The organism is Paenibacillus sp. Y951 (assembly GCF_056786395.1).
In genome coordinates this window covers 178,116-194,713 of the sequence record NZ_JBXCIY010000006.1, presented here as the reverse complement: position 1 = coordinate 194,713, position 16,598 = coordinate 178,116, and the positions used below count along the sequence as shown (strand labels likewise).

19 protein-coding genes are annotated in these 16,598 nt (G+C 38.0%); 17 read left to right on the top strand and 2 right to left on the bottom strand.

Annotated elements, in window-relative coordinates; all coding sequences use genetic code 11:
• The first annotated feature begins 58 nt into the window (after nucleotides 1-58).
• The 6 genes from AC1TPB_RS11075 (at nucleotide 59) to AC1TPB_RS11050 (ending at nucleotide 5,694) form a co-directional block, all read left to right on the top strand.
• Entirely contained in the window at nucleotides 59-880 is an 822-nt protein-coding gene (locus AC1TPB_RS11075; protein WP_482076532.1) for an SDR family NAD(P)-dependent oxidoreductase, read from the top strand.
• Nucleotides 877-2,415, top strand: coding sequence for an AMP-binding protein (locus AC1TPB_RS11070; RefSeq protein WP_482076531.1), 1,539 nt, complete (start codon nucleotides 877-879; stop codon nucleotides 2,413-2,415). Before AC1TPB_RS11075 ends, AC1TPB_RS11070 begins: the two co-directional genes overlap by 4 nt.
• A 225-nt stretch (nucleotides 2,416-2,640) precedes the next feature.
• Nucleotides 2,641-3,747, top strand: coding sequence for a helix-turn-helix domain-containing protein (locus AC1TPB_RS11065; protein ID WP_482076530.1), 1,107 nt, complete (start codon nucleotides 2,641-2,643; stop codon nucleotides 3,745-3,747).
• Nucleotides 3,748-3,825: 78 nt separating this feature from the next.
• Entirely contained in the window at nucleotides 3,826-4,026 is a 201-nt protein-coding gene (locus AC1TPB_RS11060; RefSeq protein WP_482076529.1) for a PLD nuclease N-terminal domain-containing protein, read from the top strand.
• Nucleotides 4,023-4,925: an ABC transporter ATP-binding protein gene (locus AC1TPB_RS11055; RefSeq protein ID WP_482076528.1), complete on the top strand. Its 903-nt coding sequence runs from the start codon at nucleotides 4,023-4,025 to the stop codon at nucleotides 4,923-4,925. The genes AC1TPB_RS11060 and AC1TPB_RS11055 overlap by 4 nt, the downstream gene beginning before the upstream one ends.
• Entirely contained in the window at nucleotides 4,912-5,694 is a 783-nt protein-coding gene (locus AC1TPB_RS11050; RefSeq protein WP_482076527.1) for an ABC transporter permease, read from the top strand. The genes AC1TPB_RS11055 and AC1TPB_RS11050 overlap by 14 nt, the downstream gene beginning before the upstream one ends.
• Nucleotides 5,695-5,803: 109 nt before the next feature.
• Here the strand turns inward: AC1TPB_RS11050 and AC1TPB_RS11045 are convergent, their stop codons facing one another.
• Nucleotides 5,804-6,361 (bottom strand): GbsR/MarR family transcriptional regulator, encoded by a 558-nt coding sequence (locus AC1TPB_RS11045; protein ID WP_482076526.1) that lies wholly within the window; start codon nucleotides 6,359-6,361, stop codon nucleotides 5,804-5,806.
• A 264-nt stretch (nucleotides 6,362-6,625) separates the two neighbouring features.
• Between AC1TPB_RS11045 and AC1TPB_RS11040 the strand changes: the two genes are divergently transcribed.
• The 8 genes from AC1TPB_RS11040 (at nucleotide 6,626) to AC1TPB_RS11005 (ending at nucleotide 13,263) form a co-directional block, all read left to right on the top strand.
• Nucleotides 6,626-7,825: a quaternary amine ABC transporter ATP-binding protein gene (locus tag AC1TPB_RS11040; protein ID WP_482076525.1), complete on the top strand. Its 1,200-nt coding sequence runs from the start codon at nucleotides 6,626-6,628 to the stop codon at nucleotides 7,823-7,825.
• Nucleotides 7,822-8,652, top strand: coding sequence for an ABC transporter permease (locus AC1TPB_RS11035; protein ID WP_482076524.1), 831 nt, complete (start codon nucleotides 7,822-7,824; stop codon nucleotides 8,650-8,652). The genes AC1TPB_RS11040 and AC1TPB_RS11035 overlap by 4 nt, the downstream gene beginning before the upstream one ends.
• A 17-nt stretch (nucleotides 8,653-8,669) precedes the next feature.
• The gene (locus tag AC1TPB_RS11030; RefSeq protein ID WP_482076523.1) at nucleotides 8,670-9,545 is read left to right on the top strand and encodes a glycine betaine ABC transporter substrate-binding protein; all 876 of its coding nucleotides are present in this window, start codon (nucleotides 8,670-8,672) and stop codon (nucleotides 9,543-9,545) included.
• Nucleotides 9,546-9,688: 143 nt separating this feature from the next.
• Nucleotides 9,689-10,222 carry a sigma-70 family RNA polymerase sigma factor gene (locus tag AC1TPB_RS11025; protein ID WP_482076522.1) on the top strand — a complete coding sequence of 178 codons (534 nt, stop codon included), beginning with the start codon at nucleotides 9,689-9,691 and terminating at the stop codon, nucleotides 10,220-10,222.
• On the top strand, nucleotides 10,206-11,207 hold the full coding sequence (locus tag AC1TPB_RS11020; RefSeq protein WP_482076521.1) for an anti-sigma factor: 1,002 nt from the start codon (nucleotides 10,206-10,208) through the stop codon (nucleotides 11,205-11,207). The genes AC1TPB_RS11025 and AC1TPB_RS11020 overlap by 17 nt, the downstream gene beginning before the upstream one ends.
• Nucleotides 11,208-11,311: 104 nt before the next feature.
• Nucleotides 11,312-12,289: a M15 family metallopeptidase gene (locus AC1TPB_RS11015; protein ID WP_482076520.1), complete on the top strand. Its 978-nt coding sequence runs from the start codon at nucleotides 11,312-11,314 to the stop codon at nucleotides 12,287-12,289.
• Between the two features lie 36 nt (nucleotides 12,290-12,325).
• Complete coding sequence (locus AC1TPB_RS11010) at nucleotides 12,326-12,664, top strand: hypothetical protein (protein ID WP_482076519.1); 339 nt, start codon at nucleotides 12,326-12,328, stop codon at nucleotides 12,662-12,664.
• Between the two features lie 185 nt (nucleotides 12,665-12,849).
• Nucleotides 12,850-13,263 carry a hypothetical protein gene (locus AC1TPB_RS11005; protein WP_482076518.1) on the top strand — a complete coding sequence of 138 codons (414 nt, stop codon included), beginning with the start codon at nucleotides 12,850-12,852 and terminating at the stop codon, nucleotides 13,261-13,263.
• A 68-nt stretch (nucleotides 13,264-13,331) separates the two neighbouring features.
• Here AC1TPB_RS11005 and AC1TPB_RS11000 read toward each other — a convergent pair whose 3' ends face one another.
• Entirely contained in the window at nucleotides 13,332-13,685 is a 354-nt protein-coding gene (locus AC1TPB_RS11000) for a winged helix-turn-helix transcriptional regulator (protein ID WP_482063075.1), read from the bottom strand.
• A 165-nt stretch (nucleotides 13,686-13,850) separates the two neighbouring features.
• On the opposite strand from AC1TPB_RS11000, the gene AC1TPB_RS10995 reads away from it, so the two are divergent.
• The 3 genes from AC1TPB_RS10995 to AC1TPB_RS10985 all read left to right on the top strand — a co-directional run bounded on the left by AC1TPB_RS10995 (nucleotide 13,851) and on the right by AC1TPB_RS10985 (nucleotide 16,462).
• Nucleotides 13,851-14,906, top strand: a complete 1,056-nt coding sequence (locus tag AC1TPB_RS10995) for an LLM class flavin-dependent oxidoreductase (RefSeq protein WP_482076517.1) — start codon at nucleotides 13,851-13,853, stop codon at nucleotides 14,904-14,906.
• Between the two features lie 277 nt (nucleotides 14,907-15,183).
• On the top strand, nucleotides 15,184-15,540 hold the full coding sequence (locus AC1TPB_RS10990) for an MmcQ/YjbR family DNA-binding protein (RefSeq protein WP_482076516.1): 357 nt from the start codon (nucleotides 15,184-15,186) through the stop codon (nucleotides 15,538-15,540).
• Nucleotides 15,541-15,739: 199 nt separating this feature from the next.
• Nucleotides 15,740-16,462 (top strand): YwaF family protein, encoded by a 723-nt coding sequence (locus AC1TPB_RS10985; protein ID WP_482063071.1) that lies wholly within the window; start codon nucleotides 15,740-15,742, stop codon nucleotides 16,460-16,462.
• Nucleotides 16,463-16,598 lie beyond the last annotated feature (136 nt).

Here is a 16,598-nt window from a genome sequence, read left to right as displayed (position 1 = left end):
TCTTTCCTTCGGTTCGAAAGGAGTCTATATGCATAGCTATAGTTTTATTGAACATATCATGTTTCCACGAACAACTCTTAATCGGCAGAAGCTTAAGCGAGAATTAGAAGGGAAAACGGTTCTTATAACAGGGGCAAGCTCGGGAATTGGCGAACAACTTGCTTATATGTTAGCTGATATACAGGTTCATCTAATACTAGTAGCTAGACGTGAAGAAAAGCTTCTATCTATGAAGAAAAAAATTGAAATGAACGAAGCGATGGTAACAGCTGTCCCTGCTGATCTACGAATGGATGAGGACAGGGAGAGGGTAATATCGTTTCTACATCAACTTCCAGATGGACTTGATTTCTTCATTAGTAATGCAGGACATTCGATTAGACGACCGATACTGCAATCATTGAACCGATTTCATGATTTTACTCGTACGATGGCGATCAACTATTTTGCTCCAGTGGAGCTTATTCTAGCTATTCAACCACTTTTAGAACAAAAACAAGGGCAAATCATTAATATTTCTACGATAAATACATTATTATACCCATTTCCCCATTGGGCGGCATATCAATCTTCGAAAGCTGCTTTTGATATTTGGCTACGGTCTGCTGCTCCAGAACTTAACAACAGTGGTATTATGACCACCTCAATCTATCTTCCCTTAGTAAGAACACCTATGATCGTACCGACCATTTCTTATGAAAAGTCTCCCGCAATGTCTCCACAACATGCGGCAGCGATCATCTGTAATGGTATATATACAAAAAAGAAAGCATATAAACCGTGGTGGTTAGTTTTCGGACAGCTTTCCTCTGTTTTGTTTAGTGGATTGTTGGAAACTTTCATTGCAAAAAAGCTTAAGAAAAAGAGAGGTACGCCATGAGAGTATACAAGCTCTTCTATATATTTTATACTATTAAGCTCTTTTCCCCTGTAGCGATCTTTCGATTATTGTTCAGTATTCAAAAATACGGAGTAAATCTGATGGCACTGCTCTCTTTTTCGGCTAAAACTTACGGAGAGAAAATTGCTATTGTCGATGAGCAAGAGACGTTAACGTATCATCAATTGTTCACCCAATCTAATAGGCTTTCGTTAGCTATGAGAGAGCAATTCCAACTTACTCAAGGTAAAAAAGTCGGTATATTATGTAGAAATCATATTTCATTAGTAAAAGCTATTTATGCGATTTCATATTCGGGAGCAGACCTCTATTTACTTAATACAGAATTAAGTAAGGAACAGCTGCACAATCTGCTAATGCATAAAGATTTTGATCTTCTTATCTATGATCCCGAACTTAGCTTATTTATCGAACAATCTACATATAACAATGCCAAACTATTAAGTTATGATGACTTCAGTTTAGCAATCAGTAATATATTGTCTACAACCGAATTTGAACATAAGCAAAGTTTACGTAATAATTCAGGTAAACTTGTCATATTAACTGGTGGTACAACAGGGAATGCCAAAGAAGCGACGCATAAACCTTCCTTATTCAACTATCTGAACCCCTTTGCTGCATTACTTTCAAGGTTGAAACTTATTAAGTACGATAATGTGTATATTGCTACTCCTATATTTCATGGATATGGAATAGCGATATTGCTACTTTTTGGAGCTATCGGTAAGAAAGTCATTATCCAACGTAGATTCAATACTGAGAAGGCTTGTGAGCTAATTAGAGAACAACAAGTACAAGTTATTTCTGTTGTTCCGATCATGTTACATAAAATGTTGATGTCCAACGCGAAGGCGCTAAAATCTCTTAAATGTATTGCGTCAGGTAGTGCTGAACTCAATCCAAAGCTAATTGAAGCAACGCGTAGTCAATTGGGCAATGTATTATATAATCTGTATGGAACCTCGGAAGCAGGTTTAACAGTTATCGCCAAGCCAGAGGATCTCATCTATTCCCCTTACACGGTAGGCAAGGTAATTGAAGGGGTTAACTTGAAAATTTTAGATGATTATAAAAGGGAAGTTGCGATAGGAAACTTAGGTCAATTTTGTATACGAAGTACATGTATTAATGGGAAAAGTCATACATCTTGGATCGAAACTGGTGATATGGGTTATCGTGATGAGAGAGGATACTACTATTTATGCGGCAGAGTAGATAGTATGATTGTTTCTGGTGGAGAGAACGTCTATCCATTTGAAGTAGAGCGGATATTGCTTACACATCCCGAAGTTGATGCTACAGCAGTAATTGGCGTAAGAGACAAACACTTTGGACAACGATTACGGGCATATGTTCAGTTGATCCCTTATACTGCAATGACAACAGAGGAGTTACATGGTTGGTTACGCCCTAGATTAGCACGTTTTCAGATGCCGAAAGAAATTATCTTTGTTAATGAAATGCCGTATACGGCTATAGGGAAATTAGATAAGAAGCAATTGAAAATATAGATGAGGTATATTATATATCGATGTGAAGAAAAGTCTATTTGCGGTCATATGTTGATTGATTGCATGATAGGCTTTATTTGTATGAAAATGAAGAAAGATCAAATAGAACTCGTATTTAACACACTAAAAGTAAACCAATGGTTGATTTAGACCACCAATATACACAAATACTCGTTAGTATTCCTTCAAGTATTGGATTAATATTGAAATAGAAGGAGGGAAACCATGCAAAATTTTCAATTCTCTAGTATTTTGGTACAAAGAAGAAAAGAAATGGCTGTTACGCAGCAACAATTAGCTCAATATGTCGGAGTATCTAAGGCAGCAGTTTCAAAATGGGAGCAAGGATTAAGCTATCCAGACATTACGCTGTTACCAAAGCTAGCGACATATTTCAATATTTCCATTGATGCTTTACTAGGCTACGATCCTCAAATGACGAAGGAGCATACCCAGAAAATATATGCGAAGTTTGCGAAACAATTTGGCGAGCAGCCCTTCGAAAAGGTTCAGTTAGAAATAGAAGAGTTACTATCAGAATACTACTCATGTTTTCCATTTGTGCTACAAATGGCTCAGCTATATTTGAATTATTATACGATATCATCAAATAAAGAGGATGTATTAGATCGAGTGTTGCTGTTATGTGATCGAGTGATTTCGTTAAGTGCAAATTACAAACTTGCATTTGAAGCAGAAATGATAAAGGCTTATGTCATGTTACTTACAGGTAAACCTGAGGAAGTACTTCGTGCTTTGGGTGATGAGGTTAGTCTTTATTATGGTAAGGAGCAGTTGATTGCTACGGCTCTAGGTATGACTGGCCAAGCTGAAAAGGCGAAAGAAATTATACAAGTAAGTATGTATCAATATATGCTAGGTACTATTTCAAGTGCAACGGAAAGTTTATTAATGGAAACGAATAATAGTAGCCACTTTGATGAAACCGTTCATCGGATTGAGGCAATGCTCGACGTATTTCAAGTATCTGCATTAAATGAAAATGCGGGATTAGTGTTTTATTTGAAGGCGGCAATGGGTTACGTTATGCAGCAAAAAAATGAAAAAGCGTTAGAGATGTTGCGAAAATATTATCGGATATGTTGTGACATTGTATTTCCAATCTCGCTTCGTGGGGATCAATATTACTACTTGCTTGACGACTGGATTGCTCGAGACATTAGCATAGGGTCGCAAGCACCTCGTGACGATATGTCGATCAAGAGAGATTTGCTTGGCAGTGTAAGTAATCAACCTATGTTCGATAGTTTGAAAGACGATAAAGAATTTACAGCTATAGTCGCTAATTTGAAGCATCATTTACAACTATAAGACAGACTTTGATAACGAAGTGAAGCAGGCAGGTTAATCGGCATCAAGAAGATATAAAAAGTTTTAGGAGGGGTTAATATGCAAGAACTTGCCGATATTCCCTGGGCACTGATTGCCCCGATCATTGGAATTCAACTTATACTGCAGATCGTTGCGCTTATTGATTTACTGAGAATCCATGCGACGAATGGACCGAAATGGTTATGGTTAGTGGCCATTCTTGTGAGTGGTTTATTCGGTTCAATTATTTACTTTATCGTGGGGAGAAGACAAATATGAGTTTACTTCGAGTTGACAATCTTACCAAAAATTATGGAAGCAACACTGTAGTGAATAATGTGAGCTTTACGATAGAGCCGTTCACTTCAACGGCGCTTATTGGTCCGAATGGAGCGGGTAAAACTACGACGATGTCAATGATTACAGGACTATTGCATCCCACTAGTGGGAAAGTATTCATTGAAAATTATGCTGATATTCGTGAAGCGATCGGATTTCTACCACAATACCCACAGTTTTATCCGTGGCTCACAGCGCTTGAATATGTGGAGATAGTAGCCAATCTAAGTGGGGTTGCAGCGAAAGAAATTAGAGCTCGCAGCATGAAGACACTTGAATATGTTGGACTTGGTAAAGTCGTTCACAAAAAGACATCAACTTTCTCAGGCGGGATGAAGCAGCGATTAGGAATTGCACAAGCAATTGTGCACGAACCGAAGCTTCTCTTGTTAGATGAACCTGTATCTGCGCTAGATCCGATTGGTAGACAGGAAGTTATGGATTTATTGAAGGAATTGCAGCAAGAAACGACAATTCTATATTCGACACATATATTGCATGACGCTGAGAAAATGACCGATCAAGTGCTATTCTTGAAGGAGGGTAAGCTCGTTGAGCAAGGCACTCTAATAGATATTCAGCAAAAATATGCAGAGTCCAAATATATGATACAGTTTGCGAGTGAACAGTCGGCTGCTACGTTCTGTAATAGTACGAATAGAAATATTGAGCGACAAGGTGTATATGTATATGTCGATGTTAGTGAGCAGTTTCCTTCCATTGCAGCTATAATGCAACACCTACTTGCTCTCCAAGCGGATATTGTTAAAGTAGAGCGTGTAGTAGCTAGCTTAGATCAAATCTTTATGAAGGTGGCTGGTACGAGTGAGGCAATTTAATATGCTGTTGAAAAAAGAATTTCTAGATTGCTTGCGTAGCTTCAAGCTAATATGGATCCCACTCGTATTTATATCGCTTGGTGTAAGTGACCCTTTAACGAATTATTATATGAGTGATATATTGGCTGCTGTTGGAAATATGCCTGAAGGCTTTGAGATGATGTTTCCCGAGCTTAAGCCAGCAGACTTATTAGTTGCTTCTACTGGACAGTTTCAGCTCGTTGGATTAATTGTACTTGTCGCTGTCTTTGTAGGTTCGATTAGTAGAGAACGACAGAATGGTACTGCAACATTACTTTATGTACGCCCTATTTCTGCAACTGCAATTTTTATGAGTAAATGGGTTATGGCTTCAATTGTCGGTATATTAAGCGCATTGTTAGGTTATGCGGGGAGTATGTACTATATTTCTATACTATATGGGACAGTCAATCCTATTAACTTTATTGCGATGCTATGTACTTATTTCGTCTGGATACTATTGGTGATGGCCATAACGGTAGCGTTAAGTGCAGCATTTCAAACGAGTATTGCATTAGCGGTGGCTATCTTTGCATTGCCAATTGGGTTAGTCATTGATTCAATAATTGGCGGCTTTTGGCACTCGACGCCTTGGAAGCTAGCTACTTATGGCGTTGGTATTGTTACTGGAACAGTAGATATGAATCATTACTGGAAGACGCTAACGATAACTTTTGTTTTGATGATTATATTCATTGTGATTGGAATTTTCGCAACGAAGCGTAATAGGCAATTAACGAAAGTGTGAGATGTGCTCCAAGCGTGGTAATTATACATTTTAGCGAAAGGTAATAGAATATAGGAAAGAAGCTGGCGCTGTTAAGATTGCGTCAGCTTCTTTTTCATGAATAATCCCCTTATTCCGATTTTGGAATAAAATCAAAGATCGCTCCTGTTTCGAATGAGTCAATTAAGCGTAGCAGCCAATTGTAATAGTTCAATGCATCAACTATTTTTTCCTCATCGAGCGCAATAAGCTGACATAAACCTACATCATCTGCTTCTTGTTGCTTTATATTTTTAATTTCAATTAAAGTTTTTTTAAGTACAGAAGAGTTAATCTCAACAGCTTTACGCCATTTCGTAGAAAAATAGTCGGTAAAGTTCTGATGCCAATCTGGAACAACCTCATAAAGATCCTTCCGAGAGCCTTTTCCCCAAACTTTGTTAATCATCTTCAAATCTGTAAGAGTGCGCATCCCAGTGCTGATCGATGTCTTACTCATACCCATAGTCTGGCTCATTTCATCCAAAGTTACAGGAGAACGATTAAAATACATATTCCCATACAAATGACCAATAGAAAGTGTAACACCATACAAATCCATATTTTTCCCTATAGATTCTATGACACGCTGTCTGATCTTATTAATGTATGCTTGTTGCTCTTCTGACAACTGTTCTAAATCTTTCATAATAAAATGCCCTCCTGCGGACCAAAATAAACATATAAGAAACGCTACAACTTCTTACTAATTAGTTTTAGCATTATGTTCATTAGAAGTAAAGCGCCAGTTTATAGACCATTTGTATGTTAAACAGAGTAAACGGTACTATAAGTTTGTAAAGTTAAAACTGTACGCACGCTACTAGCTTATATGAGCTTTGACCAAGCATACGCAAAACCCATACAATGGTAAAAGAAAAAAGGCGATCGGATGATCATAAAGGGGGATAAGATGTCAATAATTAAAGTGAACAAACTAACCAAAATTTTCGGTGCGGATACGAAGAGAGCCGTTAAATTATTGAATGAGGGCTGGAGTAAGGAACGAATTTTTCGCGAAACGAAGCTAACGGTTGGCGTTAATCAAGCAAGCTTTGAAATAGAGCAAGGACAAATATTTGTCATTATGGGTTTGTCCGGCAGTGGTAAATCTACGTTAGTTCGGTTGCTTAATCGATTGATCGAGCCTACATCAGGCGAAGTTTTATATAATGATAAGGACATTTTGAAAATGAATGCGGAGCAATTGCGTCAATTCCGACGTAAAAGTATGGGCATGGTATTTCAGAAATTCGCACTATTTCCACATCGTACCATTGTTCAAAATGTAGAGTATGGGTTAGAAATTCAGGGCATACCAAAAGCAGAGCGGCGTGAAATGGCAATGAAAACGTTGGAGCTAGTCGGGTTGATGAGCTGGGCAGATAGTTATCCTGACGCCTTATCTGGTGGGATGCAGCAACGAGTAGGCTTGGCCCGTGGCTTGGCGAATGATCCTGAAATATTACTAATGGATGAAGCTTTTAGTGCGCTTGATCCACTAATTCGTAAAGATATGCAAGATGAATTATTAGAGCTCCAAACACAAATGAAAAAGACAATTATTTTTATTACGCATGATTTGGATGAAGCGCTGCGAATTGGCGACAAGATTGCGTTAATGAAAGATGGGCAAATCGTCCAGATTGGATCACCTGAGGAAATTCTTATGAATCCAGCCAACGAATATGTAGAACGATTTGTTGAAGATGTCGATTTGTCTAAAGTACTTACAGCTGCTCATATTATGCGCAAACCAGAAACGTTAAGTATTGATCGTGGTCCACGTGTAGCACTGCAGACAATGAGAGACCGAGGTGTATCCAACCTTTATATTGTTGATAAAGGGATGAAGCTAATCGGAGTTATCTCGGCAGAGGATGCGATTCAAGCGGTAAAAGAGGGTAAATCACTGGAGTCTATTGTTCAACATGAACTTCCTAAGGTTAGCCCGGATACATTGTTGAATGATTTGTTCGAGCTTATGGGTGGAACGAGATTGCCTGTAGCTGTTGTTACAGATGATGGTAGGTTAAAAGGGATATTAATAAAAGGAGCAGTTCTAGCTGCACTTGCGGGTAGTATGATTCCAGAGACAGGTGAGCAACAATGAACATTCCAAAAATTCCAGTAGGTAATTGGATTGAAACATTAGAATCTTGGATGCAGCTACATTTCGGTTTTTTCTTTTCTTTCGTGAAAACCGTTATTGGTGGTGTTGTAAGTGGTCTTGAATTTATATTGCGTGAACCACCTGCGATTATTATTATTGTGGTCATTACCGCATTAGTATGGTGGTTTGCTAAGTGGAGACTTGGAACTTTTGCGTTAATTGGTTTATTATTTATTGTCAATCTTGGCTATTGGGACCCTGCAATGCAAACATTAGCACTTGTGCTTACCGCCGCATTGATTTCCATTTTACTCGGTGTACCCATTGGTATATTAAGTGCCAAATATAAAACAATGCAAAAAATAATTACGCCATTGTTGGATTTCATGCAGACGATGCCAGCATTTGTCTATCTATTGCCTGCGATTACATTCTTCTCCATTGGTGTTGTTCCAGGAGTGATTTCTTCTATTATTTTCGCGATTCCACCAACGATTCGCTTAACTATATTAGGTATTCAACAAGTACCAGAAGAGCTAGTTGAAGCAGCGGATGCGTTCGGTTCAACTTCCGCTCAAAAATTGTTCAAGCTACAATTGCCGATGGCACTGCCGACAATTATGGCGGGGATTAATCAGACGATTATGCTTTCGCTTTCAATGGTCGTTATTGCATCAATGATTGGTGCACAAGGTATTGGTACCATTGTTTTCGCTGCAGTCACGCAAACGAAAACAGGTGTAGGATTCGAGGCCGGTCTAGTCATAGTCATTCTGGCAATATTGTTAGACAGAGTGACGCAACATATGATTAAGAAAAAATCTTGATTTACAAGGAGAATAACATGAATAAAAACTTTAAATGGATGATAACAGCAGTAATGATCGTAGCTTTACTTGTAGGATGTAGTAGTAATGGAGCTCAATCTGGTGATAACAAAAAGATTAAATTAGCTTATGTTGCTTGGGATTCAGAAATTGCTAGTACTTATGTTATGAAGGAAGTTTTGGAGCAAAAGCTCGGCTATAAAGTAGAAATGCTTCAGCTTGACGCAGGTCCGATGTTTGCCGCAGTTTCAGACGGTAGTGCTGACGCAATTCTGGCATCATGGCAGCCAGTTACACATGCCGATTATATGGAGCGTTACGGAGATAAGCTTGTTGATCTTGGACCAAACTTAAAAGGTGCAACGCTTGGACTTGCAGTACCTACCTATATGGATATAACTAGTATTGAAGAGCTAACAGACGGTCAAATCGGTTCATTAGTTGATCATCAAATTATTGGGATTGAACCTGGTGCTGGTCTTATGATGGCTAGCGAGAAGGTACTTGATGAGTATGATTTACGAAAAGATTGGACGCTGATTTCGAGTTCTTCAGCTGCAATGGCTCAGGAGCTGCAAAATGCATACGCTGCGGAAAAACCAATTATCGTAACGAGCTGGACACCACACTGGATGTTCGCCAAAATGGAATTGAAATTCCTTGAGGATCCAAAAGGTGTATATGGTGAGTCAGAGGAAATTCATACGATGACCCGTACAGGCTTGGAAACGGATAAGCCAGATGCTTATGAGCTTCTTAATAACTTTGAATGGACGCCAGATGAAATGGCAGAGGTTATGGTAGAGGTCATTGATGGAGCAACTCCAGAAGAGGCTGCAAAGCATTGGGTAGAAGCCAATGAAGCTCGTGTTAATGAGTGGCTTGCTAAGTAATAACTGATATCTAGTAAGTATAGAATTTATATAATTAGCCCTATGAAACGATTTTTGTTTCATGGGGCTAATTGTTTTTTTTGAATAACTGTAACATTTTGGTTGATTAAACGTGTTAATGTATAGTGAAGAAAGGGGGCACTATGAACAAACGATATGCTTTGGATAAATTGTATAGGCGTTATGTTAAAGCGCTCTATTTTTATTTATATAAATTATGTGGTTCTGAAAGTTTAGCAGAGGATTTAACACAGGAAACATTCGTTAGGGCAACGATACATATTCATACGTACAGGGATGAAGAGGCACGAGCTTGGCTATTTAAAGTCGCACGAAATGTATATCTTGACGAGTGGCGCAAACAACAGCGATTTAGAAAAATTCCGATTCTTTCTTCATTTATAAAGAGAGAGAATTCAATTAGTCCATATGGATTGCCAGAAGAGAGTTTACTGGAGAAAGAATTAACGCAGCAACTCGAAGATTTATTGCAATACTTACCTGAAAATTATCGTTCCATTATATATCTCAGGGAATACGAACAATTTAGTTATGCGGAAATAATGGATGCATTGCAGCTGACGGAAGATCAAGTGAAGGTAACGCTACATCGAGCGAGAAAACGATTAGCTCAGCTCGCAGTACAGAAAGGGTGGGATTATGACAGAGTGGAATAGCAAACTCGAGAAAAAGATATTATTTAAATCTAGATTTACGTTAACGTTGAAAATAGCACGAGTACTCATGAGTTTATTCTTCATTTATGTTGTGTGGATGATAGTACTAAGTATTATTGTATATGAATTTAATTTCGCTAGGGAGAATCAATTTTACGCTCAGCTTGCAGTTGAATGGCAAGTGCCTAATGTAAGAGGGTCAGAAATTATTACGGATGAGAAATTATCGATGTTTGGTACACAGACATTTACGTACGCTCTATTGAAACGTGTAGGTCATGAAGATGTTGTCATTGGGAAAGCTACCATGAAAAAACGCCTTATTAATATGTTTTCTAAAATTGAGTACACCATACCGAATCAAAGAGGATTGAGTGAAGGGGGTTTTTACTTACCCGAAGATCCACGTAATAATGAGAAATTAACGGCTAAAAAGAATCCCAAGGTGTGGGAGAGATTAGAGATGTTACCGGAGGGAACTGTGGGCGAGCTTACATTCTCTAGTACTAGTTTTATGGAGCCAGAACAGTTAACTCGTCTGTTAGAGGAATATAATGTAGATATATTATGGATGCCATTATATACAGGGGAGTTCATAGATTATGATCCTAGAGGCTATGGCTCGAGTGGCAGAAACTTGACACTAAGTAATATTATTGGATTAAATGGCGGTAGAACAGTAAGTGATAATTTTAGATCGAGATCTAAGTCATATGGTTTATCTACTGACTCAATAGCATACAGTGAGCAAGCGATGCTAACCAATATGGAGAAATTACTTACTAAGCCGAAGAACTATTATGATGATCTTCTAGGCTTGGATCATTTACCAGAAAAATATAAGTACCTTAAAGACAATGGATTTATAGTTTATGGTGCAGTAGTGACTGGGCCAGTGAAAGAGTTATTGAAGCTACAAGATGCTACATTTGTCCGGGGGGAAAAGCTTGGAGAGGTTGAACTGTGGAATTGGAGCAATGAATAATAAGTTACAGATGTATCTTCTCTTGTATTAGTACAGAAAAAATTACATGATATATCGAAGAGAAACTTGAGTACAATAATACTGAATACAGAAAAGGAATTATCATGGTAAATACTAACACAATCTACTATATAAAGCTGCTTATTGTTATCGGTTTAAGTTTGATAGTTGTCTCTTGCTCAGCAAATAAAGAGCTAGAAGATTTATCTTCGCCAATGGAACCAACGCCAATAATAACTGATGAGACTCTTAATGAAGAGACTAACGAAAGTATGCCTCCTCAACATGAAGAACAATCTACTGAGGAAGTATTAACTGGTCAAGAAGAGGCAGAACTAGACGGTAAGTTAGATGTTAATTCAGATCCAGATTCAGAACTAGAAACAGAAGAAACGATCGATACAGAAAACTCTGATGGTGAAAAATCAGAGGAAGATAGTGCTACTAGTGAAGTCATTGCAAAGCAAGATGATTTACCAAAAGGTTTTGTCTACTTAGATGAAGTTGTACCTAACGCCCAATTTGAGATGCGCTATTATAGTGATTATAACTTTGTAGGCAAGCAGATCGATGGTTACTTAACACCGTTAGCGATTGGTACAAGTATGATGGCAGAGGCTCTATTGAAAGTCAGTAATGAACTTGAGGAGTTAGGATATCAAATTCTCATCTATGATGCGTATCGACCAGCAAAAGCAGTTCAGCAATTTCTTGCTTGGTCCAAAGATACGGATGATATTGATATGAAGGAAGATTTCTATCCGAATATTGATAAAGCCACTCTGTTTAAATCAGGCTATTTATCCAGTAAGTCAGGACATTCACGAGGCAGCACAGTAGATTTGACGCTAATTTATTCTGATACTAAGAAGGAAGTAGATATGGGTAGCCCTTATGATCTGTTGGATGAAATTTCTCATTTCTCGACGAAGCTTATAACAGATGAGCAGGCCGCTAATCGGCAAGTACTACAAGACGTTATGGTGAAGTATGGATTCAAGCCGTATAGCAAAGAATGGTGGCATTATGTATTGAAGAACGAGCCTTTTCCAAACACATATTATGATTTCGATATTCAGTAGAAAAAATGATTAGTAATGCGAATGGAGTTGATGGATATGGAGCAACGATTGCAAGTATGGACGTTTACCATTGTACTCGGTCTTATTGTAGGCATATTAATAGCTGCATGGAGTCCGTGGTTAACCTCATCAATTTCGCAAAAGTTAGTCGTCAACAAGATAGAGAAGTTAACTGCAAATGTAAATGACGGATGCGGCATAGAATGTACCGATTGCGGTACAAAGAGTGTGACGAAAGTTCCTTTTGGTAGCGAAGTCGTTGTGGACTATAATTGTGGTGGTCCGCATCCCATTGATGAACATAACCCCAATCGAACAACGGTTGCGAATGTGTCGTTTATTGGTTATGTAGATGCAAAGGTATTTGAGCATTAGTGGCTAAACTATGGAGATTTGTTGACAATAAGTGCTTATTTGGGACTGTACAGACAATAGTGATACAATAGATATAATGTCTTATTGCCGCTTGATAACAACATGGGAAATAGATAGCTTATTTAAGGAAGGTACCGATTACAATGGAAATAAGGAAAAACAAGCGTATATTGACCATAGTGTTATTGATCACTATAGTAGTAACTGCAGCTTTAATGCTCATCTTTGTTATGAATAGACCTACACTTGTATTAAGTGATATGGTTAGCTACGCTCCTACTACAGTTGAGATTAATACAGCTGAAGGAACGAATAATACCGCATCGATCACGGAACCAGAAGAAATTGAGCAATTACTTACTCTGTTAAAGGTTAGTGCGTGGGATCACCACTCTGATAGTCAGTATAATAGTGGATCAGATACTAACTTCAAGTGTGCACCAAATTATTATGTACAGCTCAACGATTACCAGCTTCAGCTGTTATGTAAAGATGATGTAGAAGGTTATGTTAAGATTGACATTAGAAGTAAAGAGTATCACTATACAATTCCAGTAGACATCTATACAGAGATCGAGGCTTATGTAGCAAGTCATTGATCTTAGATTTTAGTGAAATTATTAATGGAAAGAGTAGAATAAATGCACCATACAAAAAGTAGCACTGATTACTCAGTAGCTACTTTTTGTGCTATTTGCTTAGCTTTGAAGAGAAGATGAGCAGAGCCCCATTGATGAATCGTATCGAGTATCGGATCAAGCGAACGTCCGTATTCCGTTATCGAATATTCAACTTTAGGCGGTACTTGTGCATATACTTCGCGATGTACGATATATTCTCCCTCTAGATCACGAAGCTGCTGTGTCAACATTTTCTGTGTAATACCTGGAAGATGACGACGTAATTCATTAAAGCGCATAGTTCCATGTTCGAGAAGTAATAATAATATTTTCGGCTTCCATTTACCAACAATAATTTCTAATGCATCGTCTACCTTACAAGCTTCGATTGGTTTTTCCATATGCTAATCTCCCATCCTTTCAGCAAATTGTGAACATAAAATAGCATTGAAAACATATATCCTACAGTATCTTTTAGTATACTATACTACTTCAAAGTGCGTACTATCAAATTAATTATACATGATGCATAATTGAGCTAATAACAGGATGAAAGGAAGAGGAAAATGGAAAAATATCGTATTGATCGAAGTAAAGGAATTGAATTTGGTTTATATACATTAGGAGATCATATTCCGAATCCAGAAACGATGGAGCGTATCTCAGCAAAGCAACGTCTTAATGAAATTATCGAGCTTGCAAAGCTTGCTGAAGAGTTTGGTTTAGATGTATTTAGTGTAGGAGAAAGTCATCAAAAATATTTCGCGACACAAGCGCATAGCGTTGTACTAAGTGCGATTGCACAAGCGACTGAACATATAAAATTAACAAGTTCTTCAACGATTATTAGTACTTCAGATCCAGTGCGCGTATACGAGGATTTCTCAACGATTGATCTTATTTCTAATGGGCGTGTAGAAATTGTAGCTGGACGAGCTTCACGTGTTGGCTTGTTCGAACTACTTGGATATGATTTGAAGGATTATGAAGGATTATTCGAAGAGAAATTTGAGCTATTAAAGCTTATTAATGAGAATGAAATTGTGAATTGGGAAGGCGAGTATCGTGCAGCATTAAAAAATGCGGAAGTATTACCGCGTCCACTTCATAACACATTGCCTTTATGGAGAGCGGTAGGCGGAGCGCCCGGAAGTGCCATTCGTGCAGGAAAGCAAGGCGTACCAATGATGCTGGCAACATTAGGGGGACCGTCATCCAACTTCAAAATAGCTGTTGATGCTTACCGGAAATCTTTAAGGGATTCAGGATTGGATCCAGCACAATTCCCAGTTGCAACGACAGGACTATTCTTTACAGACAAAGATTCACAAGTGGCGATGCGCGAAGCATATCCGGGTGTTAATCTTGGTTTGCAATTAGTAAATGGACATGGTTTCTCTAAGCAACATTTTGCTCAAGCACAAGATGTTCGAGATGCATTAATGGTAGGTAGCCCGCAGCAAATTATTGAGAAGATCCTATATCAGTATGAATTGTTTGGACATCAGCGTTATATGGCACAAATGGACTTTGGTGGCGTTCCCTTCCCATTACTCGTGAAAAACCTTGAACTCATTGCATCAGAAATTTTACCTGCTATAAGAAAATACACAAAACAATAAGTTAGATAATATATAAACAATAATCTGAAAATATATAAACCAATAGGAGGTATTACGATGAAAGTCGTTGGATTGTCTGGTTCTATCGTTGGTTCGAAAACAAAAACGGCAAGAAGATCAATGTGACTTCTAACAATTAGAGTAGTATAAGACATGAAAACAACCACTATATATGCTAAAATTAGCGTAAATAGTGGTTGTTTTGTTAGGATGATTTATTATTATTCTGAGCTTGAATGTATAGTCTTTGTACAGTTGAATTGAGAGGAGCAGTAGCATGACCAAAGAAGCGCTTCAACTGATGTGCCAAGCACATCCCGGAGTTACATCTGACTATCAAGTGGAATGGCAAGCAGATCGATATTTTATTGGCGGAAAGATGTTTACAATGATAGGAACAGATGCGAAGGGAACGTCTATTATTACGATGAAATGTGATCCTGAACGTGCAGAAACGTTAAGGGAAACGGTAGCGGGAGTAATTCCTGGCTACTACATGAATAAGGCGCATTGGAACTCGATATACTTTGATGCCGACGTATCATCCGAGATGATGGGGAGCTTAATCAAACATGCTTATGAGCTAGTATTCGACAAGCTAACGAAAAAGCAGAAGCAAGAGATTTCTGGCTAGAGACTTAGTAATGGAATGGCAACGGACATTGAGTTTCACTACAGTAATTAGCTGGCATGCTAATTGTTGTAGGAGGCTTTTGGAACATTGATTTGTACTCAGAGTGTCTTGCTAATCTCGCGAAATGATACTAATTAACACTAAAATACTATAGAATATTTACAAGGGTGCAATAAATTATTAAGCGTATTAGAGGTGAATGATGAAAAAGGGTTTTGAAGTATTCGATTCTGTGCATCTTAGTTGGCTTATTACTATCGTAATTATAAACATATTGATCACTATCATTTATTCTCGAAGTTCAGCATTACAAAGAGAGTGGATTCGCAAAGGCATTGGCTATACATTGCTCATTGCTGAAATTTGTAAAGTTATCGTTGTGTTAGCTACTGGGCGGAATCTGTTGTTCTATCTCCCAATTCATTTATGTGGTTTCGCGATTTTTCTTATTTTATTACATGCCTATCGCAAAAATACGACCATCTCTGAAATACTATTCAGCCTGACGATACCTGGTGCTTTCATTGCACTATTATTTCCAGGCTGGGCGAATGAGCCTGTGATGAGTTTTCTTCATATCCATTCTTTTGTCTATCACGCACTTATCTTAACGTACCCAATCATGCTACTAGCTACTGGAGAAATAACACCTAACATTCGTAGAATATGGAAAGTTGTATTATTTCTCATCATAACTATTCCACCTGTATATTACTTCAACAAAATGTACGATACGAACTATATGTTTTTGAACTGGCCGATCAATAACTCTCCGTTAATGAGTATTCAGCAGCTATTTGGTGAGAGTAGATATATCGTAGGGCTTATACTCGTATTGCTTAGCGTATGGCTAATTCAATATGGTATATGGAGCTTATGTAGTATATGGTCTAGAGCAAGAAAAAGAATGATGAAACGGTGAAGTCAATTTATACGTATTAAATGAGTATATCAACAACAATGTTGAATGATTAACAAAAGATGGGGAGGGTGGGTAATGGGAAGGATAAGCTATATGGCATCAAGCTAGCAAATAGTAATGGGATATGTAACATAAC

Coding starts and splice junctions, on each gene's coding strand:
- AC1TPB_RS11075 (WP_482076532.1), top strand. CDS start 59: ATGTTTCCACGAACAACTCTTAATCGGCAGAAGCTTAAGCGAGAATTA.
- AC1TPB_RS11070 (WP_482076531.1), top strand. CDS start 877: ATGAGAGTATACAAGCTCTTCTATATATTTTATACTATTAAGCTCTTT.
- AC1TPB_RS11065 (WP_482076530.1), top strand. CDS start 2,641: ATGCAAAATTTTCAATTCTCTAGTATTTTGGTACAAAGAAGAAAAGAA.
- AC1TPB_RS11060 (WP_482076529.1), top strand. CDS start 3,826: ATGCAAGAACTTGCCGATATTCCCTGGGCACTGATTGCCCCGATCATT.
- AC1TPB_RS11055 (WP_482076528.1), top strand. CDS start 4,023: ATGAGTTTACTTCGAGTTGACAATCTTACCAAAAATTATGGAAGCAAC.
- AC1TPB_RS11045 (WP_482076526.1), bottom strand. CDS start 6,361: ATGAAAGATTTAGAACAGTTGTCAGAAGAGCAACAAGCATACATTAAT.
- AC1TPB_RS11040 (WP_482076525.1), top strand. CDS start 6,626: ATGTCAATAATTAAAGTGAACAAACTAACCAAAATTTTCGGTGCGGAT.
- AC1TPB_RS11035 (WP_482076524.1), top strand. CDS start 7,822: ATGAACATTCCAAAAATTCCAGTAGGTAATTGGATTGAAACATTAGAA.
- AC1TPB_RS11030 (WP_482076523.1), top strand. CDS start 8,670: ATGAATAAAAACTTTAAATGGATGATAACAGCAGTAATGATCGTAGCT.
- AC1TPB_RS11025 (WP_482076522.1), top strand. CDS start 9,689: ATGAACAAACGATATGCTTTGGATAAATTGTATAGGCGTTATGTTAAA.
- AC1TPB_RS11020 (WP_482076521.1), top strand. CDS start 10,206: ATGACAGAGTGGAATAGCAAACTCGAGAAAAAGATATTATTTAAATCT.
- AC1TPB_RS11015 (WP_482076520.1), top strand. CDS start 11,312: ATGGTAAATACTAACACAATCTACTATATAAAGCTGCTTATTGTTATC.
- AC1TPB_RS11010 (WP_482076519.1), top strand. CDS start 12,326: ATGGAGCAACGATTGCAAGTATGGACGTTTACCATTGTACTCGGTCTT.
- AC1TPB_RS11000 (WP_482063075.1), bottom strand. CDS start 13,685: ATGGAAAAACCAATCGAAGCTTGTAAGGTAGACGATGCATTAGAAATT.
- AC1TPB_RS10995 (WP_482076517.1), top strand. CDS start 13,851: ATGGAAAAATATCGTATTGATCGAAGTAAAGGAATTGAATTTGGTTTA.
- AC1TPB_RS10990 (WP_482076516.1), top strand. CDS start 15,184: ATGACCAAAGAAGCGCTTCAACTGATGTGCCAAGCACATCCCGGAGTT.
- AC1TPB_RS10985 (WP_482063071.1), top strand. CDS start 15,740: ATGATGAAAAAGGGTTTTGAAGTATTCGATTCTGTGCATCTTAGTTGG.